General features: G+C 65.5%; 27 protein-coding genes and 1 pseudogene. 6 read left to right on the forward strand and 22 right to left on the reverse strand.

Annotated features, from left to right (window positions below):
* Positions 1–143 precede the first annotated feature (143 nt).
* The 7 genes and pseudogenes from QF092_RS19980 to QF092_RS08800 form a co-directional block, all read right to left on the reverse strand.
* Positions 144–775: pseudogene (locus tag QF092_RS19980) on the reverse strand (transglutaminase-like cysteine peptidase).
* 94 nt (positions 776–869) lie between these two features.
* Positions 870–1,865: a GGDEF domain-containing protein gene (locus QF092_RS08775; protein ID WP_281469490.1), complete on the reverse strand. Its 996-nt coding sequence runs from the start codon at positions 1,863–1,865 to the stop codon at positions 870–872.
* The gene (locus QF092_RS08780) at positions 1,862–2,449 is read right to left on the reverse strand and encodes a heme NO-binding domain-containing protein (RefSeq protein ID WP_281469491.1); all 588 of its coding nucleotides are present in this window, start codon (positions 2,447–2,449) and stop codon (positions 1,862–1,864) included. The genes QF092_RS08775 and QF092_RS08780 overlap by 4 nt, the downstream gene beginning before the upstream one ends.
* A gap of 66 nt (positions 2,450–2,515) precedes the next feature.
* The gene (locus tag QF092_RS08785) at positions 2,516–4,264 is read right to left on the reverse strand and encodes a DUF4153 domain-containing protein (RefSeq protein WP_281469493.1); all 1,749 of its coding nucleotides are present in this window, start codon (positions 4,262–4,264) and stop codon (positions 2,516–2,518) included.
* Between the two features lie 145 nt (positions 4,265–4,409).
* Positions 4,410–5,963, reverse strand: a complete 1,554-nt coding sequence (locus QF092_RS08790; RefSeq protein ID WP_281469495.1) for a trimethylamine methyltransferase family protein — start codon at positions 5,961–5,963, stop codon at positions 4,410–4,412.
* Between the two features lie 118 nt (positions 5,964–6,081).
* Positions 6,082–6,777, reverse strand: coding sequence for an HAD family hydrolase (locus tag QF092_RS08795; RefSeq protein WP_281469497.1), 696 nt, complete (start codon positions 6,775–6,777; stop codon positions 6,082–6,084).
* Positions 6,778–6,860: 83 nt separating this feature from the next.
* Positions 6,861–7,139, reverse strand: a complete 279-nt coding sequence (locus QF092_RS08800; protein ID WP_281469498.1) for a DUF3572 domain-containing protein — start codon at positions 7,137–7,139, stop codon at positions 6,861–6,863.
* Between the two features lie 141 nt (positions 7,140–7,280).
* On the opposite strand from QF092_RS08800, the gene QF092_RS08805 reads away from it, so the two are divergent.
* Positions 7,281–8,654 (forward strand): diguanylate cyclase domain-containing protein, encoded by a 1,374-nt coding sequence (locus QF092_RS08805; protein ID WP_281469500.1) that lies wholly within the window; start codon positions 7,281–7,283, stop codon positions 8,652–8,654.
* Here QF092_RS08805 and QF092_RS08810 read toward each other — a convergent pair.
* The 4 genes from QF092_RS08810 to QF092_RS08825 all read right to left on the reverse strand — a co-directional run bounded on the left by QF092_RS08810 (position 8,651) and on the right by QF092_RS08825 (position 10,802).
* Entirely contained in the window at positions 8,651–9,178 is a 528-nt protein-coding gene (locus tag QF092_RS08810; RefSeq protein WP_281469503.1) for a periplasmic heavy metal sensor, read from the reverse strand. The two genes, QF092_RS08805 and QF092_RS08810, sit on opposite strands and share 4 nt — an antisense overlap.
* Before the next feature lie 3 nt (positions 9,179–9,181).
* Positions 9,182–9,568 (reverse strand): dihydroorotate dehydrogenase, encoded by a 387-nt coding sequence (locus tag QF092_RS08815; RefSeq protein WP_281469505.1) that lies wholly within the window; start codon positions 9,566–9,568, stop codon positions 9,182–9,184.
* Positions 9,552–10,154 carry an RNA polymerase sigma factor gene (locus QF092_RS08820; RefSeq protein WP_420026518.1) on the reverse strand — a complete coding sequence of 201 codons (603 nt, stop codon included), beginning with the start codon at positions 10,152–10,154 and terminating at the stop codon, positions 9,552–9,554. Before QF092_RS08820 ends, QF092_RS08815 begins: the two co-directional genes overlap by 17 nt.
* Positions 10,155–10,238: 84 nt before the next feature.
* Entirely contained in the window at positions 10,239–10,802 is a 564-nt protein-coding gene (locus QF092_RS08825) for an EF-hand domain-containing protein (RefSeq protein ID WP_281469509.1), read from the reverse strand.
* Positions 10,803–11,000: 198 nt separating this feature from the next.
* Between QF092_RS08825 and QF092_RS08830 the strand changes: the two genes are divergently transcribed.
* Both QF092_RS08830 and QF092_RS08835 read left to right on the forward strand, forming a co-directional pair.
* Positions 11,001–11,414: a DUF983 domain-containing protein gene (locus tag QF092_RS08830; protein WP_281469511.1), complete on the forward strand. Its 414-nt coding sequence runs from the start codon at positions 11,001–11,003 to the stop codon at positions 11,412–11,414.
* The gene (locus QF092_RS08835) at positions 11,375–12,052 is read left to right on the forward strand and encodes an NUDIX hydrolase (RefSeq protein ID WP_281469513.1); all 678 of its coding nucleotides are present in this window, start codon (positions 11,375–11,377) and stop codon (positions 12,050–12,052) included. Before QF092_RS08830 ends, QF092_RS08835 begins: the two co-directional genes overlap by 40 nt.
* A 167-nt stretch (positions 12,053–12,219) precedes the next feature.
* On the opposite strand, the gene QF092_RS08840 is transcribed toward QF092_RS08835, so the two are convergent.
* Entirely contained in the window at positions 12,220–12,867 is a 648-nt protein-coding gene (locus QF092_RS08840) for an ImuA family protein (RefSeq protein WP_281469515.1), read from the reverse strand.
* Positions 12,868–12,986: 119 nt separating this feature from the next.
* Here QF092_RS08840 and QF092_RS08845 point away from each other — a divergent pair, with 119 nt between their 5' ends.
* Complete coding sequence (locus tag QF092_RS08845) at positions 12,987–14,030, forward strand: aldo/keto reductase (RefSeq protein WP_281469516.1); 1,044 nt, start codon at positions 12,987–12,989, stop codon at positions 14,028–14,030.
* Positions 14,031–14,036: 6 nt separating this feature from the next.
* On the opposite strand, the gene galE is transcribed toward QF092_RS08845, so the two are convergent.
* A complete protein-coding gene (gene galE, locus QF092_RS08850) occupies positions 14,037–15,014 on the reverse strand; it encodes a UDP-glucose 4-epimerase GalE (RefSeq protein WP_281469518.1) in 978 nt (325 codons plus the stop codon).
* 142 nt (positions 15,015–15,156) lie between these two features.
* Between galE and QF092_RS08855 the strand changes: the two genes are divergently transcribed.
* Both QF092_RS08855 and QF092_RS08860 read left to right on the forward strand, forming a co-directional pair.
* Positions 15,157–16,461 carry a DUF2793 domain-containing protein gene (locus tag QF092_RS08855; RefSeq protein ID WP_281469520.1) on the forward strand — a complete coding sequence of 435 codons (1,305 nt, stop codon included), beginning with the start codon at positions 15,157–15,159 and terminating at the stop codon, positions 16,459–16,461.
* A 124-nt stretch (positions 16,462–16,585) separates the two neighbouring features.
* Positions 16,586–17,890, forward strand: coding sequence for a UDP-glucose dehydrogenase family protein (locus tag QF092_RS08860; protein ID WP_281469522.1), 1,305 nt, complete (start codon positions 16,586–16,588; stop codon positions 17,888–17,890).
* A gap of 52 nt (positions 17,891–17,942) precedes the next feature.
* On the opposite strand, the gene QF092_RS08865 is transcribed toward QF092_RS08860, so the two are convergent.
* The 9 genes from QF092_RS08865 to QF092_RS08905 all read right to left on the reverse strand — a co-directional run bounded on the left by QF092_RS08865 (position 17,943) and on the right by QF092_RS08905 (position 24,407).
* Positions 17,943–18,719 carry a succinate dehydrogenase iron-sulfur subunit gene (locus tag QF092_RS08865; RefSeq protein WP_101922391.1) on the reverse strand — a complete coding sequence of 259 codons (777 nt, stop codon included), beginning with the start codon at positions 18,717–18,719 and terminating at the stop codon, positions 17,943–17,945.
* Position 18,720: 1 nt separating this feature from the next.
* Positions 18,721–19,011, reverse strand: a complete 291-nt coding sequence (locus QF092_RS08870) for a hypothetical protein (RefSeq protein ID WP_281469527.1) — start codon at positions 19,009–19,011, stop codon at positions 18,721–18,723.
* Positions 19,011–19,451 (reverse strand): hypothetical protein, encoded by a 441-nt coding sequence (locus QF092_RS08875; protein WP_281469529.1) that lies wholly within the window; start codon positions 19,449–19,451, stop codon positions 19,011–19,013. Before QF092_RS08875 ends, QF092_RS08870 begins: the two co-directional genes overlap by 1 nt.
* Positions 19,451–21,253, reverse strand: a complete 1,803-nt coding sequence (gene sdhA, locus QF092_RS08880) for a succinate dehydrogenase flavoprotein subunit (protein WP_281469531.1) — start codon at positions 21,251–21,253, stop codon at positions 19,451–19,453. The genes QF092_RS08875 and sdhA overlap by 1 nt, the downstream gene beginning before the upstream one ends.
* A gap of 14 nt (positions 21,254–21,267) precedes the next feature.
* Entirely contained in the window at positions 21,268–21,639 is a 372-nt protein-coding gene (gene sdhD, locus QF092_RS08885) for a succinate dehydrogenase, hydrophobic membrane anchor protein (RefSeq protein WP_281469532.1), read from the reverse strand.
* 13 nt (positions 21,640–21,652) lie between these two features.
* Positions 21,653–22,036, reverse strand: coding sequence for a succinate dehydrogenase, cytochrome b556 subunit (gene sdhC, locus QF092_RS08890; protein ID WP_281469534.1), 384 nt, complete (start codon positions 22,034–22,036; stop codon positions 21,653–21,655).
* A 192-nt stretch (positions 22,037–22,228) separates the two neighbouring features.
* Positions 22,229–23,038, reverse strand: a complete 810-nt coding sequence (locus QF092_RS08895; protein ID WP_281469536.1) for a DUF4344 domain-containing metallopeptidase — start codon at positions 23,036–23,038, stop codon at positions 22,229–22,231.
* A 49-nt stretch (positions 23,039–23,087) separates the two neighbouring features.
* A complete protein-coding gene (locus QF092_RS08900; protein WP_281469538.1) occupies positions 23,088–24,119 on the reverse strand; it encodes a MaoC family dehydratase in 1,032 nt (343 codons plus the stop codon).
* An 84-nt stretch (positions 24,120–24,203) separates the two neighbouring features.
* Positions 24,204–24,407 (reverse strand): DUF1737 domain-containing protein, encoded by a 204-nt coding sequence (locus tag QF092_RS08905; protein WP_281469539.1) that lies wholly within the window; start codon positions 24,405–24,407, stop codon positions 24,204–24,206.
* Positions 24,408–24,410 lie beyond the last annotated feature (3 nt).

A 24,410-nucleotide genomic window follows, 5' to 3' on the forward strand; every position in this document is an offset into this window, starting at 1 on the left:
AATGCAGGGTCAGAAAAGGGCCGCGCGGCAAGGCAGCCCTCCGGCCGCAATCACTCGCGGGCCGGACGGCATTAGGAGAACCAAAGGCAAGGTTTTCTTGTTGCGGTGCTGCGATCGGCTCGACAGCCCCGCCCCCGCCTGCATCATGTCTGCCCCCATCCCGAAGGATCATGCGGGTCCTGCATGCGCAGGAAGGCGTAGCCTATCCTTGCCCAGGGCCGAATGCGTTTGGTCAGGACGTCCAGCACGAAATCCCCCACATCGCTGCGCAGAACCCGCACCGCAAGTGGCGCGCGCTTTTGGTCCAGCACCACCGCGATCAGCAGGCGGTTCGGCGCCCCCCCGCCGCGATCAGCTGCTGTTTCTTGCAAAGCGCATCATCTTCACAATCACCGCCGCATGCCGTTGGCTGGGACCAGCGTTCCGCCACGGAAAACAGGCGTTGGTCGCCGATCGGGCGGATTGCGGCATTGGCCACGCTGTTCACCTGGGCCGCCACCTTCAGAACATCCGCCTCGGCGGGCGACAGGCCCCCAGATACACAAGCCCAATCATAGCCACGACAGATTGATGACGCCCCTTCCGGGTCTGGGGCCGCTTGTTTCACAGGCAATAAGGCATCGGCACCCACAGTATCGACGGCTATGGCTGCCCCAGCCAAAGGGGGCAGAAGATGACGGCGGCGGCGATCACGGTGCGGATGGGGCGCATAGCGTGGACTTCGGACGTTAGCCAGATCGGGATAGGCCGCAGGCGCACCGACTGTCCTTTTCACATCGCAAGACAGCAGCCCAGAACGGGTAGGCCCCTTACCCCGGCGTATGGCCCCGCGTGGCCCTGCCCTTATCCATTCCGACGCTCCCCCGACACTAGCCAGCCCCTTCCCCTGCGATCAGGTCGGGGTGCCACAGCACGGCCTGCCCACGCCCCGCTCGCTTGGCCGCATAAAGCATGGCATCGGCCCGCGCCAAAAGGTCGGGCCCCGAAAGGCCGGGGGCCATGGCGGAAAGGATCACCCCGGCGCTGGCGCCGACCGAAAGCCCGATCCCCCGCCATTCCACCGCCTCGCCCAAGGTGACAAGGATCGTCGCCACCCGTGACAGCGCCACCTCGTCCCGATCCATCCCCGGCATCAGGATGACAAACTCATCCCCCCCGATCCGCGCGACGAAATCTTCGCGCCGACTATGGGCCAGCAAACGGCGCCCCACCTCGGCCAAAAGATGATCCCCCGCCGCATGGCCCAGCGCATCATTCACCTCTTTGAAACGATCAAGGTCCAGATGCACCACCGCCATAGGCTCCGGCCCCAAACCCTCCAGCGCAAGGTCCAGCGCGCGACGGTTCCTCAGTCCTGTCAGCGTATCGGTCAGGGCCTGTTCCTCTGCCACGACCTTGTCGCCCTGCAGGCGGTGGTTCAGAGCACGCAACTCGTCCAGCACCGCCGTCTTCGCCTCATAGAGGTAAAGCAGTTCGACCGTCAGGTCGGTAGGGGCGAAATCCGCCTCCGTCAGGTCATGCCGACGCACGGCATCCACCACCCCGATCCCGAAGGAAAGGTTGATCAGCGCCCCCTCGCCCAAGGGCACCGCGATCCCGCGCAAGGCCAAATCGCCCCGCCCGCGGCAGGCGATCTGCAACCGGCCCTGCGCCGCCAGAAGATCGGCCACAGCCGCCAGCGGCGGGCCATGCCGCAGGGTGAACAGGTCGGAAAAAAGCCGACCCGCTGGATCGCCCATCGCCAAAAGGCGCGTCAGCGTCGGCCCACAGGACCGGATGATCCCCGCGCCATCCACAGCCACATACATCGGCATCAACTGCGCCAAGGCGCCCGCCGTGATGCCCCCTATCGCACCGCCGATCATTCCGCCCGACCCAAACTGAAGGCCCGCCCCGCGCCATGGGCCTGATCCAGCAGGCGGATCGTCACCGCCCCCGCGCCATCCTTCCCGCGCCGCGCAAGGCCCAGCGTGACCAGCGCGCCGTAATCATCCGCCATGGCCCGCAATAGGCCCAAAGCCACCTCTGCCAAGCCCGGCATGCCGGGACCGATCTCAAGCCGGAAACGGCCACGTGCCGCCTCGCGCAACCGCAAGTCAGGCAGCACCAGATCGGGCAAGGCCAACCGCGCCCGCGCAGGCAAATCTTCTAACGAGCAAAGGAAATCGCGATAGTCCGATCCGCCGAACCGCAACAGCCGCCGCACCCCCGCCCGTGCGGGATGGGACACGAGGTAGGTTCCCAGATCTTCCAAAAGACAGCCGCGGTCGCGGTCCAGCCGTGTGGCGGCGGCGGCAAGCAGGCGATCCGTCACCTCCGCCGGATAGGGCAGTAAGGGTTCAAACCCCTGTACCGACACCCCAGCTGCCCGTGCCGTATCCTCCCAGACGCCCGCGCCCCAGCCATCGCGCAAAAAGCACTGGATCGACCGATTGATCAGCCCGTTCATCGCCCCCTCGACACATCCGGGCCCGTCGCCCGGTGCAAAGGTTGCTCGATTCGGATGAACGAAGGCTTAGGGCAGCAGCAAAAGCCCCCCCGCCACCCCCAACAGGTTCATCGGCACTGGAGTCAGGGCGGCAGGGGCGTCCTGCAAAGCCGCGATCAGGGCTTCACCCGCGGCACGGTCTGGCAGCATCCCCGTCAGTGCCGCCACCGATCGGCGCTGCACCTTGCCTGCCACCATCCCCAAACCTTCATACCGCACGAAACCCTGCGGCTCGCGCAGCAGGATCAGCGCCTCCTCCCCCGGCTCTGCCGTCCAGAAATCGGCCACCACAAAGACGCAACCCGCCCTTTCGGTTCCCGGCAACGGCGTCCGGCAGGCATCGATCCAACTTTGCAATTCCACCGCCGGGATGGCGCGCAAAAGCAGATCACGCGTCGCCGTCGCCCCTTCGGGTTGCAGGGGCATCACCTCTCGCAGATTGGCAAGCAGCGCCTCGGCATCGTCAGCCATCACCAAGGCCCCGGCCTCACCGCCCGCCGCCCGTGCGGCCAGCCGCTGCGCCAACATGGCATGATCAGGCTCTGCCGCCAATTCCTCCAGCTGCACCAATGCGGCCTCGCCCGACCGCCCCCAACGTTCAAGGGCGGAAAGGTCCAGGTCCTGCACCTCCACTGCGCCACCTGCATAGCGCGCGAGTTGCGACCGCGCCGAAATCCCTTCGGCATCTATGACAGGGGTCAGCCAAAGCACGGCCAAGCCCACCACCATCAGGGCCAGCACCCGGTTTGCCTGCCGCACATGCGCAGCCCAGCCCGCGCCGCGCAGCACAGCCCCAAGATAGGCCAACCCATAGCCTGCCCCCGCCAGAACCGCCAAAGCGGCAAAAACCCGTTCAGGCGTCCAGCCATGCTGACCCACCCTTTCGGCCAGTGCCATGCCTGCCAAGGCCACAGGCAGCGGCAACAGCCCCGCCATCACCCGCGCCGAGATTTGCAGAAGTGGGTTGCTGCTTGCCTCGTCATCCGTCTGGTCGATCACCACCGCAATCAACCCCGCCGCCGCCATGGCCAGCGCCAAAAGGACCCCGGTCGCAGACACCCCGCCCGGCAATTGCGACAACCCCCGCAGCGGCAGCGCAACAAGGAACAGGATCATCACCGCCAGCACAGGCACCGTCAGCAGCCGCAACAGCCGCAGGATCACCATGGGCGACAGGACATCCGACAATTCCCAGGCCACCGCCACACCAACGCCCAGCATGGCCCCCGTCGCCATCCCGGCCAAGGGGCCACCCGCGCGCATCACCCAATCCAGAAACCCCAATCCCACCAAAGCCAGCGCTGCATCAGCCAGCCAGATCACAGCCCAGACCAGCCCGACAAAGATCCAGCCCGCGGTCACGCGCACCGCCAATTGCCAACTTGACGTGAACAGCGCCGGATAAGACGTGCCGCCCGTCGCCCCGCGCGCGATCAGATAGGGCAGCGGCAAGACCGCGATCAGGAACCCCGCGATCCAGTGCAGACCCTCCATCCGCACCGCATCCGGCATCGGATAGCGCAGCGCCACCAGCGCAATCAGCCCCGCCACCAACGCGGCCAGCGGCACCGCGCTGACCGCCGCCTGCCGCAGCCGTAACGGCCCTGCCATCCCCAGAACTGCCCCGAAAAAGACCACGGCGAATGCCGAAAGGGGCAAATGCAGCCGCACCGTCAGGGCGCCCCGCAACGCGGCATCCTCCAACATCCATAGCGACAGCCCCGCGATCGCCCCCGTCAGCGCGAGAAGCCCGCGCCTCAGCGTCAGGATGTCCATTGCCCCTCCGTCCCGCCAAAGGCGGGTATCCCCCGTCACAGCCCGACTTGCGCGGACTTTTCCCCGAAAAGCAGGCTAGCCGCCACATCGCTGGACGCAAAGAAAAAATCCTGTGGCCTATGCAGAAGAGTGCGCGGAACGCCGATCAGAAATCCGTCGGCGCGCCGCCTTCCTGCTTGCGGCGGGCCACGAAGCGGCGCAACTCCTCTTGGTCGTCGCCGTTCATCGCCGGGGCCTCGAACTCTGCAAGGATCTGCTTATAGATCCGATGCGCCCGCTCCGGCGTCCAGACCGATCCGTCGATCTGCCACGCCTCATAATTGCGCCAATCGCTGACAAAGGGCGCATAGAAGGCGGTGGTATAGCGTTCCTGTGTATGCTGGCAGCCGAAGTAATGGCCGTTCGGCCCCACTTCCTTGATGGCATCAAAGGCGATGTCATCTTCCGTCGTGGCAAACGTCGCCTCTTCGAAATAGCGCTGGATCATCTGGAGGACTTCGCAATCCATCACGAATTTCTCGGGGCTAGCGATCAACCCGCCTTCAAGCCACCCGGCCGCGTGATAGACCATGTTGGTGCGCGACTGCACCGCCGCCCACAGGCTGTTTGATGTCTCCCACATCGCTTGCCCATCGGGGATATTCGCCGCGCAAACGCCCGATGACCGCATGGGCAGCTTGTAATGGCGCACCAATTGCCCGGTCATCTGCGTGGCGCGCATATATTCCGGCGTCCCAAAGGCGGGCGCGCCCGATTTCATGTCCACATTCGATGTAAAAGTGCCAATCGCCACCGGACAGCCCGGCGCGATATATTGCAACAGGGCAATCGCCGCCAAGGCCTCGGCCAAGGACAGGGCCACCGCTCCCGCCATCGTCACCGGGGCCATCGCCCCTGCCAGCGTGAAAGGCGTCACCACCACGGGCTGCCCCCGCTTGGCAAGGCGCATCGCCCCGTCCAGCATCGGGAAGTCATGCTTCAACGGGCTAACCGAGTTGATGTTGGTATACATCCGCGGTTTGGCCTGAAACTCCTCTTCCGTCAGGCCGCCCGCGATGCGGGTCATTTCCATGACGTCTTCCACCCGCTCCGCGCCAAGCGAATAGGCATGCACGACCTTGTCCGTCAGCGTCAGCTTTTCATACAGGCAATCCAGATGGCGCACCGACGGGTGAATATCGATCGGCTCTACCGGATAGCCACCCGCGATATGGATGCAGTTGAAATACTGCGTCAGCTTCATGAATTCCTTGAACGTTTCAAAGTCCCCCGACCGCTTGCCGCGCTCAAGGTCCCACGCATTGGGCGGGGATGAGACGTTCACAAAGACCATATGCTTGCCGCCGATGATCAGTTCCCGGTCCGGATTGCGCGGCGTGATGGTGAATTCGGATGGCGCATGCGACAGCATCTCCATCACGAAATCCTCGTCCATCTTCACATTGGTGCCCGTGACCTTGCAGCCCGCGCGCTTCAGATGCGCCACGGCGTCGGGGTTCAGAAATTCGATGCCGATCTCGCTCAGGATCCGCATTGCGCCTTTGTGGATGCGCTGCACGCCCTCGGCATCCAACGGCTCTACGGGGGCGTCCGGGTTTACCGGAATACGCCACGGCATCTGGTCGATGACGGCGGTGCCCGCGCGCTGCTTGTTTCCTGCCCGTCCCCCGGCGCGGCGCTTGCGCGGCTCTTCGTTCATCGCATCCTCCGTCGGGCACCCATCTGCACCCCGTCCGGCGCAGGATGACGAAGGCTATGGGCAAATGACACTCTGCCCACGACGCATTCATGTCGTTTTTCGCAATGGGCCGCGCGCCTCAGGCCCTCAGACCGTCGATCCAGCCGCCCAGATGCCCGATATCGGGCAAGACGACATCGGCATGCGGGGCCAGTTCATCGGCCCCTGCGATCCCGGTCAGCACGGCCACGGCGCGCATCCCCGCGCGACGGCCCGCCTCAAGGTCATGGCGGCTGTCCCCCACCATCGCCACCCGCGCCGGGTCAAGCCCCTGCTGCCGCGCGAAGGCCGCGCACATCCCCGGCCCCGGTTTCGGACCATGCCCGCTGTCATACCCCGCGATGTAATCGAAAAGATGGGTGATCCCATGCGCCGCCAGATGCGCCCGCGCCGCCTCTTCATTGTCATTGGTCGCCAACCCGATCCGCAGGCCCCGCGCCCTAAGCGCACCCAGCACTGCCGCCAGATCGACCGCTGGCAGCATCGGCGCGCCCTCGGCCATGCGGTTCAACCGATCTTCAAGGCCCTCTGCCGCAAAACCCGGCAAGGCTGCCGCCAAATCGCGGGCGATTTCGGTCGGCGTTCCTGCGATCACGATGCTGTCGGGATCAAACCGCCGCGCCGCCGGGTCAAAACCGATGGCCGCGCCAAGTTCCCCCGCAGAGATACCCGTTTCACTGGCCAGAACCTCCACCAATTGCGCGGCCCATGCCCCCCAACTGGCCCGAAAATCGAACAGCGTTCCGTCCTTGTCGAAGATAACGCCGTCGATCATTGCTTTTCCCTTCCCGTGATCCGCGCCCGACTTTGACCACAGGCCGAAGGGAATGCAATCACGTCCGCGTCATCGCACAGAGCTTATGTCCAATGCGGCAACGCGCCCCCCGGCAACGCTGCCCGCGCCTGCATTGGCACCGTGTACTCCAGCCCCGCCCCATCACAGAACCCGACGATCCACGCATCGTCCTGCAACAGGAAATCCAACACCGCCGCAAGAAAAGCAGGCTGTCCCGCCGCCGCCGCCACCTGTTCCGCCGTGGCCCCTGTCGCGCCAAGGAAAACGGGAAACAGCTCATCCTGCCCCGCCAACCATCCCAGCGCCTGCAAGGCCACCGTTTCCGCCCGCTCCACCTTCATCGCAGCCTCCCCCGCACTGTCACGGAATCATGAAATTTGAACTCAGTGTGGAAAGTGTTTCTTAACGAATTGGTAATGGTTTCTCCACCAGACTGGGCCGTCCTCGGGCAGGTGCCCGACAGAGGGGTGGTCGGACGAAAGATGGCGGCACGGATTCTGATCGTAGACGACGTGGCGACCAACCGCATCGTCCTGAAAGTGCGCCTTGCCTCTGTCTGCCACGATACGGTGTTGGCAGGCGATGGCCGTTCTGCCCTGCGCCTGATGCGGGACAGCGCGCCCGATCTGGTGCTGCTTGACCTCAACCTTCCCGATATGGACGGCTGCGATGTCTTGCGCAGCCTGCGCGCCGATCCGGCCACGCGCGACCTGCCGGTGATCGTCCATACCGCCACCACCTCTGCCGCCGCCCGCTTCGCCGCATTCGAGGCCGGGGCCGATGACGTGCTGACGAAACCGGTGGATGACCACCTCCTTCTCGCCCGCATTCGCAGCCTTTTGCGGCGGCGTGAGCCCACCGATACGACGACGCCGCCGGAATTCACCCTGCAAGAGGCAAGCACCCCCTTCGATTGGCCCGGCCTGATTGCCTTGACGGATTTCAGCAAGACAGCAGGCCCAACGTTGCGCACCGATCTTGCCGCGCTCCTGCCGCATCAGATCGCACTGTGGGACCGTGAAATGGCGCTTGCCGCCGATCTGCCCGACGCCTCGGCCCAGCCCGACGCCTTCCTGATCGATGCCACGGGCGGCAATGGGTCCGCAGATCACACCGCCTCGGCCCTCCGCCTTTTGTCAGAACTGCGCGCAGCCCCGGCGCATCGCCATGCAGGCCTTGCCCTTCTGGCCGCGACGCCCGACGCCGCTGCCATGGCCTATGACCTTGGGGTGGATGAGGCCATCGTTCAGGGCAGCACGCCCGCCGAAATCGCGCATCGCCTGCACGGCCTTATCGCGCGGGGCCGGGCCGCCGCCTCGCGCCGCAGTGCGCTGCGCGACAATATCCGGCTTGCCCTGACTGATCCGCTGACCGGACTGTTCAACCGCCGCTATGCCCTGCGTCGCATGGGGGAAATGGCCGTGGATTCCGCACTCCGCGCTGCCAGCCTCGCGGTGATGATCGTCGATATCGACCGCTTCAAGACGGTAAATGACCGCCACGGTCATGCCACGGGCGATGCCGTGCTGGTCGAAGTCTCGTCTCGCCTGCGGCTGCAACTGGGGGATGCCGATCTTCTGGCCCGCATCGGGGGTGAGGAATTCCTCATCGCACTCTCTCGCCGCACCCCGGCCGAGGCGCAGGCGCTGGCGCAACGTCTTTGCGCCGCGATCAGCGACCGCCCGGTGACAGTGGCAGGCGCAGGGGCATCGGTGCCGGTCTCCATCTCCATCGGCCTTGCCATGGCACGCCCCGGCACCCTGCCGGATGAGGCGATGGAAAGCGCAGACCGCGCCCTCCGCGCGGCCAAGACCCAAGGCCGAAACCGCGTCATCATGGGCAGTTCGGCGGCTTAACCGCCCGGCCGCCCCTCATCGTGCCCGCCCCCGCGCGGCCCTCGCCGTAGCCTTTCCTCCAGACGGTCGGCAAAGCCCTGCCGCGCCTCCGGCGTCATCGCGGTCAACCGCTCCAACAGCAGATCCTGCCCAAGATCCAGCCGCTCCTGCATCCGCGCCCGCTGCCCCGTCATGACAGCGCGCATCGCTTCCGGGTCGAACGGTTCGGCCCGCAAAACGACCAGCAAATCCCCGAATTCCGCCCGCATCGCCCGCCGCACCTCGCCCAAATTCGGCATGCGCGCGACAAAGTCGCGCCGGATGGCCGCACGGTCAGCCTGCGACAGCGCCTCGGTGAAGGGGCCAAGGTCAAGGTCGCGGACCATCCGGTCACGCGGCCCGCCGTCGCGCAGGATCGCCCCGACAACCAGCCCCACCACCAACAGGTTCAACGCCACCGAAATCCCCAGCGCGATGCGCAGGCCGCGCAAGGATTTCTGCGGCGGCACAGGCGGTGGGGTCATGTCTTGCACCGGATCAACCATCGCTCAATTCCCCTCCAGCAGCACGTCAATACCGGGGATCAGTTCCACCGTCTCCAGCGGCGCCCCCAACATCGCCTCATCCAGCCCCGCCAGCCCGGCAGGCTGCACAAGGCCGAGGAACAGGCCCGTCACCGCCGCCGTTCCCATCCCGGCGACCGCCCCGGCCCCGCCGAAAGCCCATGTCAGCCGCGCCCATAGCCCCGGCCCGCGCTGGCGCGGACCCGGGGCTGCAACCACGGCCTTGGGTTGCTCGGCCAAAGCATCGGCCAGAACCCGCGCCATCAGCGCCTCGGATGGTGCGGGCCGCGCCGCCCGCGCCATGGCGAACAGATCGTCCAGCCCGGCTTCCGCCCGATCCTCAGGCCGCATCCCGTCATTCCCCATCGTCATAGCCCAGCTCCTCGCGCCGCCCCGACAAGATCGCGGTCAGCGCCCGTTTGGCGCGGGCGGTCAGACTTTCCACCGCCTCCACACCGATGTCCATCACCGCGGCAATTTCGGGATTTCCCAACCCCTCGATATGCCGCAGCACCACCGCCTGCCTCTGCCGCTCTGGCAGCGCATCCAACGCCGCCTGCAAGGCCCCCATCCGGTCGGCCTCCATCAGCCCGGCCTCGACGCCCTTCGCGCCATCCGCCACTTCGGGTGCCTCGTCCAGCGCCCCAGCCGGACGGCGCTTTCGCGCGCGCAGCCTGTCGGTGCAAATATTCGTCACCACCCGATAGACCCATGTCGATACCTGCGCCTCCCCAGCCCGCCAGCCGGGGGCCGCCCGCCACAACCGCAGCATCGCCTCCTGCGCCACATCCTCGGCCTCTGCCGCATCGCCCAGCATCCGCGCCGCATAGCCGAGCACGCGCGGCACCAACCGCGCCGTCAGAACCCGCGCCGCGACCGGATCGCCCGCCGCATAGCGTGCCAACACCGCCTCATCCGAGGCGGCGGCCATCGCTTCGGCCTGCATGTCGCGTGGCATGTCCATCCTGCCTCGGGCTTAGCTCGTCATGCGCTGTCCTGCAAATCCCGCGCGCCCGATCCGACGCGCGGGACCCTTCATTCGTTACTGATCGCCACCGAACCAACGGTTCCAGCCACCATGACCGTCGCGCCCATGCCCCCGGCCTTCACCGCGGTTCCCCCGCATTTCGGCCATCATGGTCCGCCCGGCCTCGATCTCGGCCTCGCTCAGCGCGCCATCGCCATCGCTGTCCAGCCGCTCGAACATCTGCTGCGGCGCGGGACGCACCGACAGTTCCGCCACAGTCAGCAAGCCGTCGCCATCCGCGTCATGCCGCTCAACCATCTGCGCGGCCTGCGCTTCGGCCCGCGCCTGCATCCGCGCCATGGTCAGCGTGGCAAGTTCCGCCGCCGACAGCTTGCCATCCTTGTCGGCATCCGCCGCCACAACCTCGGCCGCACGATAGGCCTGCATCTCATCCTGCGTCAGCTTGCCGTCCTTGTCCGCATCTGCCACCGCAAAATCCAGCGTCGCCAAGGGACCACCCGCCCCCATACCGCCGCCCATACCGCCCCCCGCCCGATCGGCCAAGGCCGCCGTCGACACGGCCGCCCCCGTCAGGGCCGCCAAGGTCAGAACCATCATCGTCTTGCGCATCGCCGTCATCGCTCGTCACTCCTCATTTCGGGCCTAGGCATCTTTGCCGCCCTTCTGAACGTCAAACGCCGCGCCCCGCGCGTTCCGTCGCCGCCGCGCGCAACTTTTTGCAAAGTCCCCGCGCTGTGGCGATCTGTCCCCTCCCCCGAGAGTGGCGCTTTGGGCTAGCTAGGCACCTTCGGCCCAATCCGGCCCAAGGTGACCCCAATGCCCGACGGACATTTCCAGCAAGACGATCTGCGCGAGGATCTTCTCGAAGACCGCCCTCTCGGTCAGGCGATGCTGCGCGGCTGGCGGCGGCGCTGCCCCTGCTGTGGTGCGGGCCCACTCCTGCGCGGCTATCTCAAGGTCCGGGAAAGCTGCCCCGTCTGCGGCGAGGCGCTGCATCACCAACGGGCCGACGACGGTCCCGCCTATCTGACGATCCTGATCGTCGGCCATCTGATGGCCCCCGTGATCCTCTGGGTCTTCACCACATGGCGGCCCGACCCGCTTATCCTTGCCTCCGTCTTTTCGGTGGGCACGGTTGCGCTTTCGCTCTACCTTCTGCCCCGGCTGAAAGGGGCCTTGGTGGCGGTGCAATGGGCGAAACGGATGCACGGGTTCGGGGGCAAGCGGTGACCGAGGCAACAGCGGCAGAGCAGATCCGCCCCGCCGCAACAACCGTTCTTCTGCGTCGCACGGCCAATGGCCCGCAGGTCCTGATGGGCCAGCGCGGCGCGGGCGCGGCCTTCATGCCGTCAAAATATGTCTTTCCCGGGGGGGGCGTGGACGCCTCCGATCACCGCCCGCTTACGCCCGGCCTTCTGGGCGATGCCTGCCTGTCCCGGCTCGGACAGCATCTGCCAGACCCCGCGCCCTCGCCCGCCGCCCTCGCCACCGCTGCCCTGCGCGAATTGCAGGAAGAGACGGGCCTCACCCTTGGCCCCGCCACCACCGAGGCCCCCGCCCTGCGCTTCATCTTCCGCGCCATCACGCCGCCGGGTCGTTCCCGCCGCTTCGACGCGCGTTTCTTCCTGATCGAAGCTGATCGCATCGCGGGCGACCCCGACGATTTCTCGGCCGCTTCGGACGAATTGTCCCACCTCCACTGGATCGGCACGGGCGAGGCGCGCGCCCTCGACCTGCCCTTCATCACCGAGGTCGTTCTGGCCGAGATCGCAGCCCTTACCGCGCACGCCCCCCTCGGCCTGAGTGAGGGCGGGGTCCCCTTCTTCGACAATTCCGGCCCGATCCCCACCTTCCGCCGCCTGCGCTAGCCCCGCCAAAGGCCCCAGCGCACCGATCCCTTCATCTTGGCCCAAATACTCAAACCGCATCGCTAACCCCTGCACCACGCCGCAGGATTTTCCCCCATAGGATGGGCCATCGGCCCATCACCCCAAAGAAGCGCCAACGAACCCGCGCGGCACGCGCAAGGCGGCGCTCACCCCGCCGCCGCCTCCAGCGCCGCGCCACGCCCGTCCCGCCGCAGCACCCAAGCCGCCGGACCTGCCCCCCTTGCCCGCTCGCGCTCCAGCCGCCAGACCGCCCCCCGCTCTTCCAGCAGCGAGGATGCCGCCGGCAAGGGGGCCATCCGCCAGCGGCTTTCCACCCCCGCAGCCCCCTCCTCTCCCCCTGTCAGCATCACGCCCAAAGGCACGATCCCGCGCCCCGCGTGATGTGCCGCCTCCGCCCCCGCCTCGGCGGCCAGTTGCAGCCGCCTGACCGGGGTCAACCCCGGCGCGGCGGGTATCTCCGCCACCACAAGGGGCACCGCGCCCGACCGCAGGCCTTCTTCCATCGCCCAGAGGATATCCTCCACCCGTCGTGCCCGCGCGCAGACCAACCGCGCCGGATCGGCAAAGGCCGCCACCCCGTCGGGATAAAGCCGCTCCGCCTGCCAGCCCGGCGTGATCCACAGCACAGGCCCCGCACATTCCGCCATCACCTGCACCGCCAGCGCCACCCGTGACGGGCCGCGAAATTCATGCACCCGCCCGCGCGCCAGACCGATACCCAGTGCCGCCCCGCCGGGCATCGGCACCATCCCGCGCGCGCGCGGCCCAGAAACGGACAGGATCGACAGACTCATGCCCAAGACCCTAGCATGTTCACTTTTTGTTCTCAATCCTGACCAACATCCCGCCAAGACCCCCTTGCCCCCGCGCCACCCCCCGCTAGGCTACCCCCCGGAACGGAAGGACAGCACCGATGAAACAGATCCGCCTCGGCGAAACCGATCTCATGGTCTCCACCCTCTGCCTTGGCACGATGACATGGGGCACCCAGAACAGCGAAGCCGAAGGCCATGCGCAGATGGACCTGGCGCTCGATCACGGCTGCACCTTCTGGGACACGGCGGAAATGTATCCCGTGAATCCCGTCGCCGCTGAAACCGTGGGCCGGACGGAAGAGATCATCGGCACATGGCTCGCCTCCCGTGGCGGGCGCGACCGGATCGTGCTGGCCACCAAGATCACCGGCGAAGGGCAAAAGGCCGTCCGCGACGGCGCCCTCATCACCGGGGCCACGATGCGCGCAGCGGTGGATGCCTCGCTCAAGCGCCTGCAAACCGATGTGATCGACCTCTACCAACTCCACTGGCCCAATCGCGGCAGCTATCACTTCCGCCAGATCTGGAGTTTCGACCCCCGCCCGCTCGACAAGGCCGAGGTGACGGCCCATATGCTCGACATCCTCACCACCGCCGATGACCTGATCCGCGCCGGGAAAATCCGCCATATCGCGCTGTCGAATGACTCTGTCTGGGGCACCGCCCGCTGGCTCCATCTGGCCGAGGTGAACGGCCTGCCCCGCATGGCATCGGTGCAAAACGAATATTCCCTCCTCTGCCGCCAATTCGACAGCGATTGGGCCGAACTTTCGGTGGCGGAAAACGTCCCCCTCCTCGCCTTCTCGCCCCTCGCCACGGGCCTGCTGACCGGGAAATATGCAGGCGACGTGATCCCCGACGGGTCGCGCCGCAGCCTGAACCCGCAACTCGGCGGGCGCGTCACGCCGCAGGTCTTTCCAGCCGTCGCCGCCTATCTGGGCATCGCCGCGCGCCACGGGCTTGACCCGGCGCAGATGGCGCTGGCCTTCTGCCGCCAACGCCCCTTCCCCTGCATCCCAATCTTCGGCGCGACCAACCTCGACCAGCTGCGCACAGCCCTTGGGGCCGCCGATCTCACCCTGTCAGACGAGGTGCTGGCCGAGATTGACGCCGCCCACCGCGTCCATCCCCAGCCCTATTGACGGGTATCAGAACCCGCCCCCCTGCGACCAGCGCCACGCATCGCGGATCATCGCCTCCAACCCCCGTTCTGGGGTCCAGCCCAGCTCGTCCCGCGCCCGGGCCGATCCGCAGACCAAGGCCGCCGCATCGCCCGCGCGACGCGGCCCCTCCACCACCGGAACCGCGCGGTTCGTCACCACGCGGGCATGATCGATCACCTCGCGCACCGAATAGCCCGTCCCGGTGCCCAGACAAAAGACCCGCCCCCCCTTGCCGCCTTGCAACCAGCGCAGGCCCCGCACATGGGCATCCGCCAGATCGGTCACATGCACATAATCCCGCAGACAGGTGCCATCCCGCGTCGCGTAATCCGTGCCATGCAGGGTCAGCGCCGCGCGTTTCCCCTCAATCGCATCCAGCATCAGCGGGATCAGATGCGTCTCCGGCTCGTGCCGCTCGCCCACCTCGCCCTCCGGGTCGGCGCCTGCCACGTTGAAATAGCGAAAGATCACAGATTGCAGCCCATGGCTTGCACCAAAATTCCCCAGCATCTGTTCGATGGCCAGCTTTGACGCCCCATAGGCATTGATCGGGCGCTGCGGCGTGTCCTCGTTCAACACCACCCCATCCTGATCGCCATAGGTCGCGCAGGTCGAGGAAAAGACGAACTGCCCAACCCCCGCCGCCACACAGGCCTCGATCAGGTTCAGCGCGCCGCCCACATTCACCCGCCAATAACGGCCGGGGTCCGACATCGACTCGCCCACCAAGGACAGCGCCGCGAAATGCATCACCGCCACAGGCTTCCATTCCGCCAGCGCCGCATCGATGCTCGCGCGGTCCATCAGATCGCCGCGCGCAAGGGGGCCGAACTTCACCGCCCCCTCCCATCCCGTCGACAGGTTGTCAAAGGCCACAGGCACAAACCCCGCCCGCTTCAACGCCTTGCAGGCATGCGCGCCGATATACCCCGCGCCCCCCGTCACCAGCACATGATCCGCCACTCGCAAACTCCCTTCCGGACCCGTCTGGGCCCGACACTAGCCGCGCCAGCCCGCGCGCGATAGCCCCGCGCGCCCTCTTTGGAAACCGTTCACCATCGCCGCCGATCCTTGCCCGCAGAACGCATGGCCAAGAGGAAGCCCGATGTCGGACGACGCAACCCCCCTTCTTTCCCTGCCGCTGATCCTGCCCGCGCAGGCACAAAAGCATGTCACCCATAATGAATCGCTGCGCCTGCTTGATATCCTCGTCCATCTGGCCGTCTTGGATCGCACGCGCAGCGCCCCGCCCGATCTGCCGATCGAAGGTGACCGCCACATCATCGGGCCCGATGCGACGGGTGCATGGCTTGGGCAAAGCGGCAAGGTGGCCGCCTTCTGGGGCGGCGTTTGGGTCATCCTTGACCCCCGCCCCGGCTGGCAGGCACGCGTTCTGGCCGAAGACCTGACGCTCGTTCATAATGGCACGGGTTGGGGGGCGGCCTTCACCCTCCCCGAAACCCAGCCCCGTTTCGGCATCTCTACCTCTGCCGATGACCACAACCGCCTTGCCGTCGCCAGCCCTGCCTCGCTTTTCACCCATGCAGGCGCGGGGCATCAGCTCAAGCTGAACAAAGCGGCCCCCGGCGATACCGCGAGCCTCCTGTTTCAATCCGGCTGGTCGGGCCGCGCTGAATTCGGCCTTGTCGGCGAAGATGCCTTCTCCCTGAAGGTCAGCGCCGATGGCAGCAATTTTCAACCCGTCCTGACCGCCGATCCCGGGACAGGCCGCGCCACGCTGGCCCGTCCGGTGATCCTGCACAGCCAATCCACACCACCACAGGGCCTGCCCGATGGGGCGCTCTGGCAAGAAAACGGGCAACTTTTCGCCCAACTCGCCGGGCAAGGCATCCGCCTTGACGGGCAAGGCAACATTCCCATCCTCCTCCCCCCGGCGGGTGAGATGATCCTCACCACCACAGGCGCGGGCGGCACAACGGCAGGCACGCTTGCCGGGGCGGCTGGGCGGCTTGACCTTTACCCCTTCCAGCCACGCGCCGATCTGTCCACAGACCGCGTCCTCGTCAACTGCACCACCGCCGTGGCCGGGGCCTTGGCCCGCGTCGTCCTTTACACCGCCGATTCCAACGGGCGGCCCGATGCCCTGATTTTGGAAAGCGATGACCTCGACCTGTCCACCACCGGGGCGAAATCGGCCATCGTGACGCTGTCGCTGCGGCAGGGCCGCACCGTCTGGCTGGGCATCCGCCATTCCTCCACCGCCACGCTGTCGGCTTGGGCAGCAACCGCCACGCCCGATGTGAATGGCGGCACCGCCCCGGTCACCTCGGCGCGCAAGGTGCTGCGCCGCACCCATGGCTGGCCTGGCCCCGCCCCCGCCCAATGGGCCTGGAACCCGGCCGAGATTTCCAGCGCCCTCGCTACCGCAATCTGGCTGCGTCAGGCCTGACAGCGTGTCCTGACTGCGCCACCTGCCCCATCTTGCTGCACCGCAGCCTTTGACAGCGCGAATCGCGCTGTCTTAAACAGGCAGGGTGCGTGGCATCGGGCCACGGCCAGATGGGTGTAGGCGAATGAAGATTGCGATGATCGGGACGGGGTATGTCGGCCTCGTCTCAGGGGTGTGTTTTTCCGACTTCGGGCATGATGTCGTCTGCGTCGACAAGGACCCGGCAAAGATCGACCGTCTGAATGCAGGCGAAGTGCCGATCTTCGAACCGGGCCTTCAGGACCTGATGGCCAAGAACGTGGCCGCGGGCCGCCTGTCCTTCTCACTTGATCTTGCGCAGGCGGTGGATGGGGCCGATGCCGTCTTCATCGCCGTGGGCACGCCCACGCGGCGCGGCGATGGCCATGCCGACCTGCGCTATGTCATGGCCGCCGCCGAAGAGATTGGCCGCGCCATGACGGGCTATACCGTGGTCGTCACCAAATCCACCGTCCCCGTCGGCACCAACCGCAAGGTGGCCGATGCGGTGCGCGCCGCCAACCCGACCGCCGATTTCGACATCGCTTCCAACCCCGAATTCCTGCGCGAAGGCGCCGCGATTGACGATTTCATGCGCCCCGACCGCGTCGTGGTCGGCGTGGAAAACGACCGGGCGCAAAAGGTGATGTCCGACATCTACCGCCCCCTCTTCCTGCGGGAATTCCCCATTGTCTTCACCGGCCTCGAATCCGCCGAGATGATCAAATACGCCGCCAACGCCTTCCTCGCGACCAAGATCACCTTCATCAACGAAATCGCAGCGCTTTGCGAACGTGTCGGCGCAGATGTGAAATCGGTGGCCAAGGGCATCGGCCTTGATGGCCGCATCGGGAACAAGTTCCTGCATGCCGGCCCCGGCTATGGCGGGTCCTGCTTCCCCAAGGACACCAAGGCGCTTGCCCGCATCGGGCAGGAACATGCGGTGCCCATGCAGATCGTGGAAACCGTCATCAAAGTGAATGATCAGGTCAAACAACGCATGCTCGACAAGATCATCGATCTTCTGGATGGGCAGGTGAACGGCAAGACCGTCGCCATCCTTGGCGTGACCTTCAAACCCAATACCGACGACATGCGCGATGCCCCCTCACTCACCATCGTGCCTGCACTGGTGGGTCAAGGGGCCAAGGTCCGCGTTACCGACCCCGAAGGCCAGCGTGAGGGTGAGGCGCTCCTTCCCCATGTCAAATGGGTGGAAAACGCCTATCAGGCCGCGAACGGGGCCGATGTCGTGGTGATCCTGACCGAATGGAACGAATTCCGCGCCCTCGATCTGGGCAAACTGGCGCGCAAGATGAACACCCCCCGCATGGCCGACCTGCGCAACATCTACAACCGCGAAGACGCCCTCGCCGCAGGCTTCGAAACCTACGAAGGCGTGGGGCGCTAAAGGAAAAGGCCGGGGTCACCCCCGGCCTTGCCCTGTGCCGTGAAGGGGGCGATCAGACCACCCGCTCCACCATCATCTTCTTGATCTCGGCAATCGCCTTGGCCGGGTTCAGCCCCTTGGGGCAGGTCTTGGCGCAGTTCATGATCGTGTGGCAACGATAGAGCTTGAACGGATCTTCCAGCTGATCCAACCGCTCTGGCGTCGCCTCATCGCGGCTGTCGATGATCCAGCGATAGGCATGCAGCAGCGCCGCAGGACCCAGATACTTGTCGCTGTTCCACCAGTAAGACGGGCACGAGGTCGAACAGGACGCGCACATCACGCATTCATAAAGCCCGTCCAGTTTCTTCCGATCCTCGATCGACTGCCGCCACTCTTTCGCGGGGCGGTTCGTCTTCGTCTCCAGCCAAGGCATGATGCTCGCATGCTGGGCGTAGAAATGCGTCAGGTCGGGGATCAGGTCCTTGATCACCGGCATATGCGGCAGGGGATAGATCTTCACATCCCCCTTCACCTCATCCAGCCCATAGATACAGGCCAGCGTGTTGATCCCGTCGATATTCATCGCACAAGACCCGCAAATCCCTTCCCGGCAAGACCGGCGGAAGGTCAGCGTCGGGTCGATCTCATTCTTGATCTTGATCAGCGCGTCCAGAACCATCGGACCGCAGCTGTCCATATCGACGAAATAAGTATCCACCCGCGGGTTTTCCCCGTCATCGGGGTTCCAGCGATAGATCTGGAACTTGCGCACATTCTTGCCCTCAGGCTTCGGCCATGTCTTGCCGGTGCGCACCTTGCTGTTCTTGGGAAGCGTGAACTGGACCATGTTATCCCTTCCATTCCGGGAATGAATACAGCGGCCGCGTCGGCGGCACGCCTGATTTCTGATAGACGCAGGCATCAAAGATCGCCGAAGGATCGCGGCCGAGCAGATAGTCGGACGACACTTCCAGCCTTACCCCCCCCGTCGCGTTCCCGCCCGAGGTGACACCCGCACTGACCATGCCGCGCGGCTTTGCCGCCAGCTGTGCCCGGTCAAGGCATTGCCGTTCGGCCCGATCCACCGGGATCGGCCCACAAGCCAGAAGCAAAAGGGGAAGCAGCCAGACCGCCCGCATCACACCCCCAAAGCCACGCCATTGGCGGCAAGGCAGGCCTGCGTTTCCGACCGCGCGACGATGGACCAGACCACCGCCTCGGTCGAGGTTCCGGCATAGACCCCCACATCCCGCACCAAGGACTGTATCTCTGCCGCGCTGGCATTCTGTACCACGCACGTCGTGGCCGCCCCCGCCTGTGGCCCGGCCAACCGGTCATCCACGATGGGCCGCACAACGGTTTCCGCCGTCCGCCGCGCGACCTTGTCGGCCACATCCTGTGGCGAACAGGCGGCCAGCGTCAGGGGAAGAAGGGCAAGCATCAGGGTCGGGCGCATGGTCGTGCCTCCGGTTGCAGGGGTTTCCCGCATCCTGCCATGGCCCTGCAAGGAACCGCAGCCCCGCCGCGCCATGGCGCGACCGGGGCGGCGCATCCCCGCCGATGCAAGCCCCTTGCCCATCAGAACTTCCGCTCTGCGGGGGCGATCTTCTTCAGGCTGATGCCGCCCTCAGCCTCGGTCGTCAGCGGGTCCACATGCACCCCCCGATAGCCGAGCGTGACCTTGTCGCCCTCCACCCAAGCCAGCGAATGCTTGCGCCAATTGGCATCATCGCGCTGCGGATAATCCTCATGCGCATGCGCCCCACGGGATTCTGTCCGCGCATGCGCGCCATAGATCGTGGCCAGCGCATTGGGCATCAGGTTGGCCAGTTCCAGCGTCTCCATCAGATCGCTGTTCCAGACCAGGGACCGGTCGGTGACCTTCAGATCGCCCATCTTCCCGGCAATCGCGGTCATCTTCCGCTCGCCTTCGGCCAGCGTCGCCTCGGCGCGGAACACCGCCGCATCGGCCTGCATGGTCTTCTGCATCTCCAACCGCAGCGCTGCCGTGGGCGTGCCGCCATTGGCGTGCCGCATCGCATCGAACCGCGTCAGGGCCTTGTCCACCTCGGCCTTGTTCACCGGCGCGACCGGGGCTTTCGGGTCCACGATCTGCCCCGCCCGGATCGCCGCCGCACGGCCGAACACCACAAGGTCGATCAGGCTGTTTGACCCCAAACGGTTCGCGCCATGCACCGATGCACAACCCGCCTCGCCCACCGCCATCAGGCCGGGGAAGACCGCATCGGGGTTCTCGGCAGTCGGGTTCAGCACCTCGCCCCAATAGTTCGTGGGAATGCCGCCCATATTGTAATGCACCGTCGGCAGAACCGGGATCGGCTCTTTCGTCAGGTCCACACCCGCGAAAATGCGTGCCGATTCCGAAATCCCCGGCAGGCGCAGCTCCAGCGTTTCCTTCGGCAGGTGGTTCAGGTGCAGGTGGATATGGTCGCCATTCGCACCCACGCCCCGCCCTTCGCGAATCTCCAGCGTCATGCAGCGCGACACATAATCCCGCGGTGCCAAATCCTTGTAATGCGGCGCATAGCGTTCCATGAACCGCTCGCCATTCGCATTGGTCAGATAGCCGCCCTCGCCCCGCGCGCCTTCGGTGATCAGACAGCCCGACCCGTAAATCCCCGTCGGGTGGAACTGCACGAATTCCATGTCCTGCAGCGGCAACCCGGCCCGCGCCACCATCCCGCCGCCATCACCCGTGCAAGTATGAGCAGAGGTCGCGCTGAAATAGGCCCGGCCATAGCCGCCCGTCGCCAGCACCACCATCTTGGCGTTGAAGACATGGATCGTCCCGTCATCCAGCTTCCACGCCACGACGCCCGTGCAGGCCCCATCCGTGATGATCAGGTCCAGCGCGAAATATTCGATGAAGAACTCCGCATTGTTCTTCAACGATTGCCCATAAAGCGTATGCAGGATCGCATGCCCCGTCCGGTCGGCGGCGGCACAGGTGCGCTGCACCGGCGGGCCTTCCCCGAATTCCGTCGTATGACCACCGAAGGGGCGCTGATAGATCTTCCCCTCTTCCGTGCGCGAAAACGGAACGCCGTAATGTTCCAGCTCATACACGGCCTTCGGCGCCTCACGCGCCAGATATTCCATCGCGTCGGTATCGCCCAGCCAGTCCGACCCCTTCACGGTGTCATACATGTGCCACTGCCACGAATCCGGGCCCATATTGCCAAGCGAGGCCGCAATCCCCCCCTGCGCCGCAACCGTGTGGCTGCGGGTGGGAAACACCTTCGTCACACAGGCCGTGCGCAGCCCCTGCTCGGCCATGCCCAGCGTCGCGCGCAGACCCGCACCGCCCGCCCCCACCACGACCACGTCATAGTCATGCACTTCATACGGATAAGCCGTCATCTCAGCCCCAAATCTCAAAGCGCGATGCGGACAAGGGCATAGAACCCCGTCGCCATCACCACGTAGGAAAGCGAAATCGCCGCGATCACGAGGGCCTTCTTCGTATGGCCCCGCGCGTAATCCTCGATCATCATCTGCGCGCCCTTGGCGAAGTGGCGCATCGACACGAACAGCACCAGCCCGGTCACGATGGCCGGAAAGGGCCGCGCAAAGGTGGCCATCACCGCCTCATGCCCCTGCCCCAGCGCACGGCCAAAGATGAAAACCCAAACCGGCAGCAGGAAGGCCAGCGCCACTGCACTGACCTGCATGTACCAGTGATGTTCGGTTCCGCTATGCCCCGCGCCCTTGCCCACGGCGCGCTTGCGGTCGGTCAGGTAACGCATCGCCCTGCCCCCCTTACACGATGATGATGGTGAGAAGGGTCAGCACGACCGACCCGATGATGCAGGCCCAGCCCAGCTTTTCCGCCGTGGGAATATCCAGCCCCTTGCCCGCATCATAGATCAGATGCCGGATCCCGGCGAGGTAATGGTACCACAGCGCCCAAGCCGATAGCGTGAAGACCAGATCGCCGAACCAGCTTGTCGCCACCGCATCGGCAATCGCGAAATATTCCGGCGAGGTCGCCGCCGCCAGCAGCCACCACACCGCCAGCATCGTCCCCACGATCAACCCGTTGCCGGTGATCCGTGTAAGAATCGACGTGATCGAGGTCAGTTGCGGACGGTAAATCTGCAAGTGCGGAGAAAGGGGCCGTTCGACCCGCTTCACATCAGCCATCTCGGTTCCCTTCGTCGCTGGCTTGCCCGTCCGATCGGACCGGCGGGCGCGCATTCTTGGCCTTATGACGTGTCTGAATAGCGGATTTTATGGCCAAGTCACGCTTCAGAACGCCGCAGAGGCGTCATGTTGGCGCTAAATCCGATAAAATTTTAGCTTTGTGATCACGCGCTGAAAATTTGTGATCACAGATCACGGTGCCGTCGTCAGCGCATAGTCCGCAAGCTCGATGCACATGGTGATGGTCTTTTCGGACGGATCGTAAAAGGCATTGGCCTCGTCGCAGGGTCCGACCTGCACACCCACCGCTTCCGGCAGGGTCCAGATGGAATTCAGGTAATCCACCTCTTCCAAAATCGCCGCCTCAATGTAATCGGCAGGCTCCCCCTCACCCAGCCAGACAAGGCTTTCCCCTGGCCCCGCCGCCTCCAGCTCGTCCAGAAAGACCCCCCAGGACCCGGCAGCAAGGTCGAACTCATCCGGGCAGCTCGCCGCGCGATCCTCGGGCAGGCCGAACTCTATCGCCAGCGCCTCCCGCTCATCCGGCGCACCGCCGTAATACAGGCAGAGAAAGGTGAAATACCGCCGCTCATCCGGCGAATGCACCCCCCAAAAGGATGGATCATACCCGGCCTCGGCACTCTGCATCGCGCTGGTGGCCCAGAAATTCGCCACAGCCGCCACCTTCGCCTCAGACGATTCGGCATCCCACAGCCGGTCGATCATCACGACGGACAAGACATCCGCCGCATCCTCTTCCAACCCCAGAACCGGCAGCTGCATCACATCGATCAGCGCATGGCCAAGCTCGTGGTAAAAGATCGCCAGCATCACATCGCGGACATGCCATTCTGCATCCGACAGGTCCAGCTCTTCTCCGGCCAAGGCCTCACCGCTGTCCTCAGCCCCGCCCTTTACCCCAAGGGTCTGGGCCGCCGCCCCAAAGGCCAACGACAGAAACAAAAGAAGGGAACCGATCACACGCCGCATGGGATGCATCATGCCCAAACACGGCCACCAATCAAGAGGGATTTTGTGATCACAAAGCCCTTCAGACCGGCACCAGCGCCCAATAATCAAGATCCAATAGAACCTCCGGCAGGTATTTCCCATCCTCGCCCCGCAGGGCAAAGGGCGCGGCCCCATCCTTCACCGCCACCAAGCGCAGCCGCAAGGCACCCACACCCGGCGCTTCCGTCTCGGCCCGGTCCAGAACCTCCGACCAAGCCCGCACCGTATCGCCTGCGAAACAAGGGTTCGCATGCGCGCCCGCATTCAGCGCCACGATCATCTGCGCATTGGCCAGCCCGTTGAAAGACAGCGCGCGGGCCAGCGAAATCACATGACCGCCGTAAATCAGCCGCCGCCCATCCTCGCGCTGCGTCACGTCGAAATGCACCTTCGACGTGTTCTGCCACAGCCGCGTCGCCATCAGGTGATCGGCTTCCTCCACCGTCACGCCATCGACATGGTCGATCTTCTCGCCCACCGTGTAATCGGCAAAGCGATGCCGTTCCCCCGCCAGCGCGAAATCGTAACGGCTGAAGTCCAGACGCTTCGGCACGACCAATGCCTCCGGCACCACCACCGGGGCCAGCGACGGCGTCACCGCCGCGGGCGCCGGCGCATCAAGACGGCGCTTTTTCACCATCACCCAGCGGACATATTCCAGCACCACCTCGTCGCGCTGGTTGATCCCCCGCGTGCGCACATAGACGACCCCGGATTTCCCGTTCGAGTTTTCCTTCAACCCGATCACGGTCGATTCCGACCGCAGCGTATCCCCCGCATAGACCGGGGCCAGCCAGCGCCCCTCGGCATAGCCAAGATTCGCCACGGCGTTCAGGCTGATATCCGGCACCGTCTTGCCAAAGACCACATGGAAGGCGATCAGGTCATCCACCGGGGCCGAGGGCAGCCCGCAGCCGCGGGCGAATTCGTCCGACGAATAGATCGCCCCCCGCGCCGGATAAAGCGCATGGTAAAGCGCCCGCTCCCCCCCCGAAATCGTGCGCGGCACGGCATGAACGATGGTTTCGCCCAGCCGATATTCCTCGAAAAACCGCCCCGGATTGGTCTTCATCACCTGTCTCCACCCGTAGGAGGGGCAATATTGCCCATCCTACGCATCCCACATCTCAAGGTAGGATGGGCAAACCTGCCCATCCTACATCTCGCCCAGTTTCACCTCCGGGCTGTAGTCACCCGGAACCTCTTTCACCACTGCCTGCCCGCAGCGCATCACGCCCCGCGCGGCGTCAAAGGCATAGGTCGGGTCCCCATGCAGCGCCCAGCCCTTGTTCAGGGCCGCCGTCACCTTGTGACAGAAGGCCGAAGTGTCGTCCTCCGACAGGAACCGATAAAGCTTCATGCC

Source organism: Fuscovulum ytuae, assembly GCF_029953595.1.
GTDB classification, from domain to species: domain Bacteria; phylum Pseudomonadota; class Alphaproteobacteria; order Rhodobacterales; family Rhodobacteraceae; genus Paragemmobacter; species Paragemmobacter ytuae.

Excerpts from the sequence above, each read along its gene's own strand:
- QF092_RS08820 (WP_420026518.1), bottom strand. The coding sequence starts at position 10,154 with ATGCCACGCGACATGCAGGCCGAAGCGATGGCCGCCGCCTCGGATGAG.
- QF092_RS08840 (WP_281469515.1), bottom strand. The coding sequence starts at position 12,867 with ATGAGTCTGTCGATCCTGTCCGTTTCTGGGCCGCGCGCGCGCGGGATG.
- sdhC (WP_281469534.1), bottom strand. The coding sequence starts at position 22,036 with ATGGCTGATGTGAAGCGGGTCGAACGGCCCCTTTCTCCGCACTTGCAG.
- QF092_RS08855 (WP_281469520.1), top strand. The coding sequence starts at position 15,157 with ATGTCGGACGACGCAACCCCCCTTCTTTCCCTGCCGCTGATCCTGCCC.
- QF092_RS08775 (WP_281469490.1), bottom strand. The coding sequence starts at position 1,865 with ATGATCGGCGGTGCGATAGGGGGCATCACGGCGGGCGCCTTGGCGCAG.
- QF092_RS08865 (WP_101922391.1), bottom strand. The coding sequence starts at position 18,719 with ATGGTCCAGTTCACGCTTCCCAAGAACAGCAAGGTGCGCACCGGCAAG.
- QF092_RS08790 (WP_281469495.1), bottom strand. The coding sequence starts at position 5,963 with ATGAACGAAGAGCCGCGCAAGCGCCGCGCCGGGGGACGGGCAGGAAAC.
- sdhA (WP_281469531.1), bottom strand. The coding sequence starts at position 21,253 with ATGACGGCTTATCCGTATGAAGTGCATGACTATGACGTGGTCGTGGTG.
- QF092_RS08835 (WP_281469513.1), top strand. The coding sequence starts at position 11,375 with ATGGGCGAAACGGATGCACGGGTTCGGGGGCAAGCGGTGACCGAGGCA.
- QF092_RS08785 (WP_281469493.1), bottom strand. The coding sequence starts at position 4,264 with ATGGACATCCTGACGCTGAGGCGCGGGCTTCTCGCGCTGACGGGGGCG.
- QF092_RS08810 (WP_281469503.1), bottom strand. The coding sequence starts at position 9,178 with ATGGTTGATCCGGTGCAAGACATGACCCCACCGCCTGTGCCGCCGCAG.
- QF092_RS08780 (WP_281469491.1), bottom strand. The coding sequence starts at position 2,449 with ATGAACGGGCTGATCAATCGGTCGATCCAGTGCTTTTTGCGCGATGGC.
- QF092_RS08875 (WP_281469529.1), bottom strand. The coding sequence starts at position 19,451 with ATGGGCAAGGGGCTTGCATCGGCGGGGATGCGCCGCCCCGGTCGCGCC.
- sdhD (WP_281469532.1), bottom strand. The coding sequence starts at position 21,639 with ATGCGTTACCTGACCGACCGCAAGCGCGCCGTGGGCAAGGGCGCGGGG.
- QF092_RS08795 (WP_281469497.1), bottom strand. The coding sequence starts at position 6,777 with ATGATCGACGGCGTTATCTTCGACAAGGACGGAACGCTGTTCGATTTT.
- QF092_RS08870 (WP_281469527.1), bottom strand. The coding sequence starts at position 19,011 with ATGCGGGCGGTCTGGCTGCTTCCCCTTTTGCTTCTGGCTTGTGGGCCG.
- QF092_RS08800 (WP_281469498.1), bottom strand. The coding sequence starts at position 7,139 with ATGAAGGTGGAGCGGGCGGAAACGGTGGCCTTGCAGGCGCTGGGATGG.
- QF092_RS08845 (WP_281469516.1), top strand. The coding sequence starts at position 12,987 with ATGAAACAGATCCGCCTCGGCGAAACCGATCTCATGGTCTCCACCCTC.
- QF092_RS08895 (WP_281469536.1), bottom strand. The coding sequence starts at position 23,038 with ATGATGCATCCCATGCGGCGTGTGATCGGTTCCCTTCTTTTGTTTCTG.
- QF092_RS08860 (WP_281469522.1), top strand. The coding sequence starts at position 16,586 with ATGAAGATTGCGATGATCGGGACGGGGTATGTCGGCCTCGTCTCAGGG.
- QF092_RS08905 (WP_281469539.1), bottom strand. The coding sequence starts at position 24,407 with ATGAAGCTTTATCGGTTCCTGTCGGAGGACGACACTTCGGCCTTCTGT.
- QF092_RS08825 (WP_281469509.1), bottom strand. The coding sequence starts at position 10,802 with ATGACGGCGATGCGCAAGACGATGATGGTTCTGACCTTGGCGGCCCTG.
- QF092_RS08830 (WP_281469511.1), top strand. The coding sequence starts at position 11,001 with ATGCCCGACGGACATTTCCAGCAAGACGATCTGCGCGAGGATCTTCTC.
- QF092_RS08805 (WP_281469500.1), top strand. The coding sequence starts at position 7,281 with ATGGCGGCACGGATTCTGATCGTAGACGACGTGGCGACCAACCGCATC.
- QF092_RS08900 (WP_281469538.1), bottom strand. The coding sequence starts at position 24,119 with ATGAAGACCAATCCGGGGCGGTTTTTCGAGGAATATCGGCTGGGCGAA.
- QF092_RS08815 (WP_281469505.1), bottom strand. The coding sequence starts at position 9,568 with ATGACGATGGGGAATGACGGGATGCGGCCTGAGGATCGGGCGGAAGCC.